Origin of the sequence: Synechococcus sp. R6-10 (assembly GCF_047461815.1) — a bacterium.
Classification (GTDB): domain Bacteria; phylum Cyanobacteriota; class Cyanobacteriia; order Thermostichales; family Thermostichaceae; genus Thermostichus.
The window spans coordinates 1-6954 of record NZ_JANSHW010000433.1; the positions used below are offsets into that span (position 1 = coordinate 1).

General features: G+C 56.3%; 6 protein-coding genes. 3 read left to right on the forward strand and 3 right to left on the reverse strand.

Annotated elements, in window-relative coordinates:
- Together NW837_RS11760 and NW837_RS11765 are read right to left on the reverse strand one after the other, a co-directional pair.
- Window positions 1–547: hypothetical protein (locus NW837_RS11760; RefSeq protein ID WP_414331726.1), on the reverse strand; the 547-nt coding region annotated here is incomplete at its 3' end.
- Between the two features lie 86 nt (window positions 548–633).
- The gene (locus NW837_RS11765) at window positions 634–1266 is read right to left on the reverse strand and encodes a hypothetical protein (protein ID WP_414331728.1); all 633 of its coding nucleotides are present in this window, start codon (window positions 1264–1266) and stop codon (window positions 634–636) included.
- Between the two features lie 132 nt (window positions 1267–1398).
- Between NW837_RS11765 and pcrA the strand changes: the two genes are divergently transcribed.
- Window positions 1399–3759 carry a DNA helicase PcrA gene (pcrA, locus tag NW837_RS11770; RefSeq protein WP_414331731.1) on the forward strand — a complete coding sequence of 787 codons (2361 nt, stop codon included), beginning with the start codon at window positions 1399–1401 and terminating at the stop codon, window positions 3757–3759.
- A gap of 251 nt (window positions 3760–4010) precedes the next feature.
- On the opposite strand, the gene NW837_RS11775 is transcribed toward pcrA, so the two are convergent.
- A complete protein-coding gene (locus tag NW837_RS11775; protein ID WP_414331733.1) occupies window positions 4011–4325 on the reverse strand; it encodes a hypothetical protein in 315 nt (104 codons plus the stop codon).
- A gap of 519 nt (window positions 4326–4844) precedes the next feature.
- On the opposite strand from NW837_RS11775, the gene NW837_RS11780 reads away from it, so the two are divergent.
- Both NW837_RS11780 and NW837_RS11785 read left to right on the forward strand, forming a co-directional pair.
- Window positions 4845–5336, forward strand: coding sequence for a cytochrome c oxidase assembly factor Coa1 family protein (locus NW837_RS11780; protein WP_414331736.1), 492 nt, complete (start codon window positions 4845–4847; stop codon window positions 5334–5336).
- 83 nt (window positions 5337–5419) lie between these two features.
- Window positions 5420–6954 (forward strand): YcjF family protein (locus NW837_RS11785; RefSeq protein WP_414331739.1); only part of this gene is annotated, 1535 nt, incomplete at its 3' end.

The window sequence follows — 6954 nt, forward strand, 5'->3', positions numbered from 1 at the left end:
GTACAAACTGGCTGAGGGAGCGTTTGAGCCAGGGGAAGATCACCCCCAAGGCGAAGGCCAGTCCTACGGGGATCCAATCGATCCAACCTGTCTGCTCCCAGCCCCCCAACAGGTAAAAGCCGCCCAGACAAAGGCCCAGGCAGAAAAACAGCACCCGCATGCCGGGATAGTCTTGTCGATAGTTGAAAGCAAGGCTTCGGAGCTCCTTGGGGTGGGCCAAGACCAATGGTTCTACAGCAAAGCTTTCGCTCCACTCCGGCGCTTCTTCAGTTTGTCCGCGGCACCAAAGGTAAACGTTGACCTTGCGCAACCCTTGCAGCAGAGAGGCTTCCACCGCACTGCGCACCACCTCCATCACCTGCAGGGTATCCACCACATCGCCCGGCAGCCGTTCCAGCAGCACGTTGAGAACAGGCCCCTTCAGCTCGGCTCGGCCAAACAGCCGCAAGTCGGCAAGCTTGTAATCGAGGATTTGGTTCAAAGTTTTGAGCTGGCGGCGCATGGGATCCCGTAAACAGTGAACCGTCGTTCGAATGGTTGACTTCAAGCTTCAACATGACCGGTATGACCAGTTTAATGGCTTGGGCCAGAGCAGCAGAGGAGAGGCGTTGCCGGTGTGAAAGGGAAGTGGGACTATCCCATGAGGGTGCGAATGCACCGGCGAATGCTGAGGTTGGATTGCTCCAAGTCGGCAAATCCGCTCAGAAGAGTTCCCTGGCCGTCCAACAGCAACAAAACAGCCTGGCGGCGAAAATTGATCCCAGGCAAAGCTGCAGCGGCTATTTCTTGCAGCTTCTGGATGGTTGCTCCCTCAAAATCGACCGAGACATACACAAACGGAGAAACCAGGCGGGGATCCGTCGGTACACTCTCCCGGATGGCCTGCAAAACCAAGTGGCGCACCAGCAGCAGCCCCCTGCCATCCACCAGCACGATCTGGCGCAGCCGAGGGTTTTGCCCAAACTCCAGGGCCAAACTTTTGGAGAGGGCTTCCGATTGCGAGCGGGTTTGGCTGTTGGTCAAGATCAACGCTTGAATGCCCTCATACCGACTTAGGTCAAGCCGATCCCCAGAAACGCTTTCCACCTTGAGGTCAAGAGATGTTTTGGGGTTGCCGTTGCTGGGGCAGTTGCCAGCTTGGGCGGGATCGAACGCACCTTGAGAAAGCAGGGCAAGGGTGGCAAACCCCAAAGCCACAAGTCTCTTTTGAACGCAAAGCCAGCAGCGGTTAGCCGGGGCACAGCAGCAGGACAGCACTCGGTTCATGGCGGGGAGCTCTGGAGCGGGCCGGCCAAATCTTAACCGATCTTCATCTTTGGTGCTCCAAAATGCCCTCTGGGCTTCTCATCCCCATTGGGTTGGTGCCCATAATGGAAGGCAGTTTCTGGTTTGCTGGCCATGACTCACGCCTCTTTGCTGGATGCCCTCAACCCTTCTCAACGGCAAGCGGTGCAACACTTTTGTGGCCCGCTGCTAGTGGTGGCGGGGGCAGGTTCCGGCAAGACGCGCGCCCTCACCCACCGCATTGCCTACCTGGTTCGCCACTATCGGGTGGATCCAGGAGAAATTTTGGCCGTGACCTTCACCAACAAGGCCGCCCGTGAGATGAAAGAGCGCATTGAGCAGCTCTTTGCCGAACAAGAAGCTCAAGAACAATTTGGGATCCCCTTAGAGGAATTGGAGCCGGCCCAGGCAACGCGACTAAAATCTGCTGTTTACCACCGCTGGATTAAGCCTCTTTGGATTGGCACGTTCCACAGCTTATTTGCCCAGATCCTGCGCCTGGAGATCGAAAAATATCAGGATCCCAAGGGGCGCAAGTGGACTCGCCACTTCTCGATCTTCGATGAATCAGATGCCCAATCTCTGGTGAAGGAGATTGTAACCAAGCAACTGAACTTGGATGAGCGCAAGTTTGACCCAAGGTCGGTACGCTACGCCATTAGCAATGCCAAAAACCAAGGTTGGACTCCTGCCGACCTGGAGCGCAATCAGCCCAACTTCCGTGGCCGTACCATTGCCCAAGTTTACGAAATCTATGAAGACCAACTGGCAGCCAACAATGCTCTGGACTTTGATAACTTGATTTGGATACCAGTGCAGCTTTTTCGACAAAACGAGCAGGTGTTGGCTTACTGGCACCAACGATTTCGACACATTTTGGTGGATGAATACCAAGACACCAACCGCACTCAGTATGAGTTGATTCGTCTGTTGGCCACCAACGGCGAGACCTGCAGATCTCGGTTGGATTGGAGAAACCGATCGATCTTTGTGGTGGGAGATGCCGATCAAAGCATCTATCGGTTTCGCGGGGCAGATTTTACCATTTTGCTGGAGTTTCAAGAGACCTTTGGAGATGGTCTCCCGGATGATGATACCCGCACCATGATCAAGCTGGAGGAGAACTATCGCTCTACAGCTACCATTCTGCAGGCAGCTAACGCTCTCATCGAGAAAAATACAGAGCGCATTGATAAAGTTCTCAGGCCAACCCGTCAGCAAGGAAGTCCGATTTTCCTTCATCAGGCGGATGATGAGATTGCAGAGGCCGAGTTTGTCGTCAATACCATCCGACGATTACACGGTCAAAATGCCAATGCTTTTTCCTGGGGAGATTTTGCCATTCTCTACCGCACCAACGCTCAATCCCGTCCTTTTGAAGAGGTCTTGCTGCGGTGGGGGATCCCTTACACCGTGGTAGGCGGACTGCGATTTTACGACCGCAAAGAAATTAAGGATGTCCTGGCCTATTTACGGGTTGTGGCTAACCCTGCCGACTCCTTTAGCCTGCTGCGAATTATTAACGTGCCGCGCCGTGGCATCGGCAAATCTACTCTGGACAAGCTGACCGAAGCGGCGGCTGCTCTAAACGTGCCTTTGTGGGCAATTCTCAGCGACGAAACCTCTGTAAGTAGCTTGGTGGGTCGTTTGGCTAAGCCTGTCATTCAGTTTGCTCAGTTGATTCAGCACTGGCATCGACAGGCTTCTCAAACCTCAGCCGCCACCCTTATCGAAGGGCTGCTGCGGGATTCCGGTTATTTGGAGGATCTCAAGGCGCAGGGTACAGACGAAGCCGAAGAAAGAGCGGCCAACGTGATGGAACTTTACAATGCCGCTCGCCAATTCGAGGAAGAACAGGAGGATCCCAGCCTTGAGGCTTTTTTGAGCAATGTGTCTTTGGCTTCCGACTTGGACAACCTTCAGGAAGGCGCTGAGAAAGTTTCGCTAATGACGTTGCACTCTTCCAAAGGTTTGGAGTTTCCTGTTGTGTTCTTGGTGGGGGTGGAACAGGGTCTATTTCCCAATTTCCGGGCTTTGGAGGATCCCGCTGCTTTGGAAGAAGAGCGACGCCTTTGCTACGTGGGCATTACCCGTGCCCGTGAGCAGTTGTATATCAGCCACGCCAGGGAAAGGATGCTCTACGGCAACCGCGAACCAGCTATTCCTTCGGTATTTTTAAGTGAACTGCCCCAAGAGTTAATCGAATTCGACAGACGCGGAGCCGTTTCTCGACAGCTCTCCCACGGCAGTGGACTGTCCCTTTCAGATGCACCCAAGGCCAGGCCCAATCGCCGCCAAAGCCGTTCAGAACAGTGGGCGATTGGAGATCGTTTGCAACATCCCCAATTCGGACAAGGCCAGATTACCCATGTGTTCGGCAGTGGTGAACGGGTCACGATTGCGGTGAGGTTTCCCGCTATCGGTCAACAGAAAATCTTGGATCCCCGTATCGCTCCTATTCAAAAGCTTAGCTAGGCGGCTGAACTCGGAAGGGCTCCAGCGATGAAGAGAGGCAAAGGGAAGTGCTGTAGAAGTCCGTAGCTCATTCGAGATTGCCTTGCCGTTGACGTCGTTGGTGATCCCTTGCTTTATATGTGTTTGCTTTATATGTGTTGCTGCACGACGGGGAAAGCAAAACCTCAGCTCCCCCTTTCCCTGATTTGACCGTTGCCCAACCCTCGGCCTTACCTCTGCCCCCTCGTCACTAATTGCTTGTAATTGCTTGACTACCCGGTCTTGGGATCCCTCGCCAGGCTTAACCCAGTCGGCTGGGACTGAGTTGTCTCGGCTCTGTCCGGTACCAGGCGCAGGGGCGGGCCAAAGCGGCCAACCGCTACAGTGTTGTTCAGGGCCGGGATCTGGCGGATGGATCCCTGGCGTAGGCAGCGGTGTAGACGGCGCAGCAGGAAGAGGTCGGCTTCGGAGCACTCCTCTCGAAATAGCCTCACGTTGAGTTCGTGTTCCTGAGCAGCGGTGAGCAAACCGGTCATCATGGCGGTTTGAATGATCTGCTGCACGGTTATGGTTGTCGCTTCATCCATAGGTTTAGGCGATTGGATGGAGACCTTTTGCTGCTCTTATTCTCGACAAATCCCTCTGATATTGACTCCGCCAAATAGCGGATTCGATATGCGCGCTTTGTCATCTTTCCCAATGTTCAGGAAATAGGGCTTTCCAGGTATCCATTGACTTTCTGATCCATCCAGATCCTATTCAGGCGAAAAGCTTGAAATCCTTGCTTCACAAGCCTTTCCAATCGAAGTGGGAGTAGAGCCAACAATTGGATACGTAGGGATCCCATCCTCACTGCAGTACAAAATTAGACTCAACAGTGAGTTGCTTGAACTTGCCAAAGAGGTGCTGATCCCATGATTTTTCGAGCTGTTGTTTGAGGCCGTAACAGATATCTGTGGCAATACGGAACTGAGAAGCGATGTTCGTCACCGACAAATGGCGTAGGGTTGCTTGGCTTTTTGTCTGTACCTTGTCGGCAATGAAGGCATAGAGGATGAGCAACAGCCTTGTGTTAGGGTGGGGGCATTCTAGGGTGGCAATGGGCTGTGTCAGAAACTCCACAAAAAGTCGGCTGTGCTGTCCCTCTGGGCTGCTGTGGCTGCGGCTGTTTGGGCCTGCTGGCGGTGTTGGGCCTGGGGCTGGCGGGGGCAGGGATCCTAGTCTGGAATGGGATCCGTGCCTCAGGAGCCTATCGCACCTACCAGTTGGCGGTGGAGCAGCTCGAACAAAATGCCGTGGTGGTGGAACGTTTGGGAGAGCCCCTGAGGCCGGGATGGCCCTCGCGGCTGCGCTTTCAGGAAGATGAGGAAGCCGGTTGGGTGTGTCTGTTCTTTTTGATTACAGGGGCCCAGCGCACCGGCGATGTGGTGGTGGAATCGGAGCGGGGCATGGCCGGCTCGGCATGGCAGTTGCGCCATCTGCAAGTGAAAGTTGACGGGGATCCGCAGGCCATTCAGGTCATCGAGGGGGAATCTCGGTGTGAAAAGGAAGAGTCGGATGGAGAAGCCCTGCCCCTGCAGCCAGAAGGCGACATCTAGGTAGCCGGATATGCTCAGCCGCGGGTAGAGTCAAAAGGACTCCGTCCCGCTGACGCGAACGGTTGTGGCCTTGTTGGATCCCTATGCGGTCGCTCCCTTACCTGCGCTTGCTGCTGCTGTTGGCGCTGTTGGCCTCGTTCACCGGGCTGATCGTCTGGCTGATCCAATCGTTTCTCGATCTGTACTACGCCACCCGCTACCACCCGATTTTGGGGGGGCTGTTGATTGGGGTGCTGGTGCTGCTGCTGCTGGTGTTTTTGGCCGCTGCCATCTACTACTTGTTTCTGTTTCGCCAACCCGCCCCCAGCAGGAGACCCCCTGCCTTGCCGGAGACGGCTTTGGAAAAGCGGAAAGCGGCGCAACAGAACTTGGCTCAACTGGAGGCGCAGCTAGCGCAAATCCAGGATCAGGTGGCGCGGGCAGCGCTGGCAGAACGGTCGGCCCTACTGGCCCAACAGTTGGCCCAGCCCCAGCTGAAGGTGGTGGTCTTCGGCACTGGGTCGGCGGGCAAGACTTCTTTGGTCAACGCGCTGCTGGGGCGGCGGGCGGGGGCGGTGGCGGCCACTCTGGGCACCACCCAGGCGGTGGCTTGTTACGATTGGAACTTGCCCGGGATCCCGCAGCCGGTGCAGATCCTGGATTGCCCCGGCATTTTGGAGATCGGCCCGGCAGGGGTGATGCGGGAACAGGAGGCGCAAGCCCAAGCCCAAGCTGCCGATCTGCTGCTGGTGGTGGTGGATGGGGATCTGCGCCAGTCAGAGGTGGATCCCTTGCGCCGGTTGATCGCCCTGGGCAAACGGGCCTTGCTGATCCTGAACAAAGCGGATCGCTACACCTCAGAAGAACGGCAGATCCTCTTGCAACGCCTGCGGGAGCGGGTCTACCCCCTGATTCCACCTCAGGATGTGTTGATAGCTGCCGCTGCTCCAGCCCCTGTGCGGGTGGGATCCCAAACCTGGCGACCGGAGCCGGAGGTGGCGGCGGTGCGGGATCGCGTGCAGGCGGTGCTCTATGCCGAGGGGGGATCCCTGGCCTTGGACAATGCTCTGCTGCAATCGCAACAGTTGGGGGAAGAGGCCAAGCGGATTCTCCAAGCCCAACTGCGCCGCCAAGCCGAGGAAGTGATCGATCGCTTTCAGTGGATTGTTACAGGGGTGGTATTTGCCAACCCCATCCCGGCGGTGGATCTGCTGGCCATTGCCGCCATCAACGCCCAGATGGTGGTGGAACTGGGATCCCTTTACGGCTGCAAGATGGATCTGCAGCAGGGGCGGGAGCTGGCCTTGTCTCTGGCCAAAACCTTAGCCGGCTTGGGCTTGGTGGAAGGGGCGATCCAACTGACCACGGGGATCTTGGCCACCGTTGCCGAAGTGAGCGTCGTCGGTTTTCTGGCGACAGCCCCCATTCAGGCAGCCAGTGCTGGCTATCTCACCCGCATTGCCGGCAAGAGCTTCATTGAGTATTTCCAGCACAACCAAAGCTGGGGAGAAGGGGGGATGCAGGCGGTGGTTAAGGCCCAGGTGCAAAATACCCAAAAATCCGGTTGGCTCAAAGAGTTTGTCCGCGAGGCTTCCCGGCGCATCTTCCGAAATGGGATGGCCAACCCAAGGGATCCCTA

Bases quoted from the DNA above. Each gene is read 5' to 3' on its own strand.
- NW837_RS11765 (WP_414331728.1), bottom strand. From the start codon at position 1,266: ATGAACCGAGTGCTGTCCTGCTGCTGTGCCCCGGCTAACCGCTGCTGG.
- NW837_RS11775 (WP_414331733.1), bottom strand. From the start codon at position 4,325: ATGGATGAAGCGACAACCATAACCGTGCAGCAGATCATTCAAACCGCC.
- pcrA (WP_414331731.1), top strand. From the start codon at position 1,399: ATGACTCACGCCTCTTTGCTGGATGCCCTCAACCCTTCTCAACGGCAA.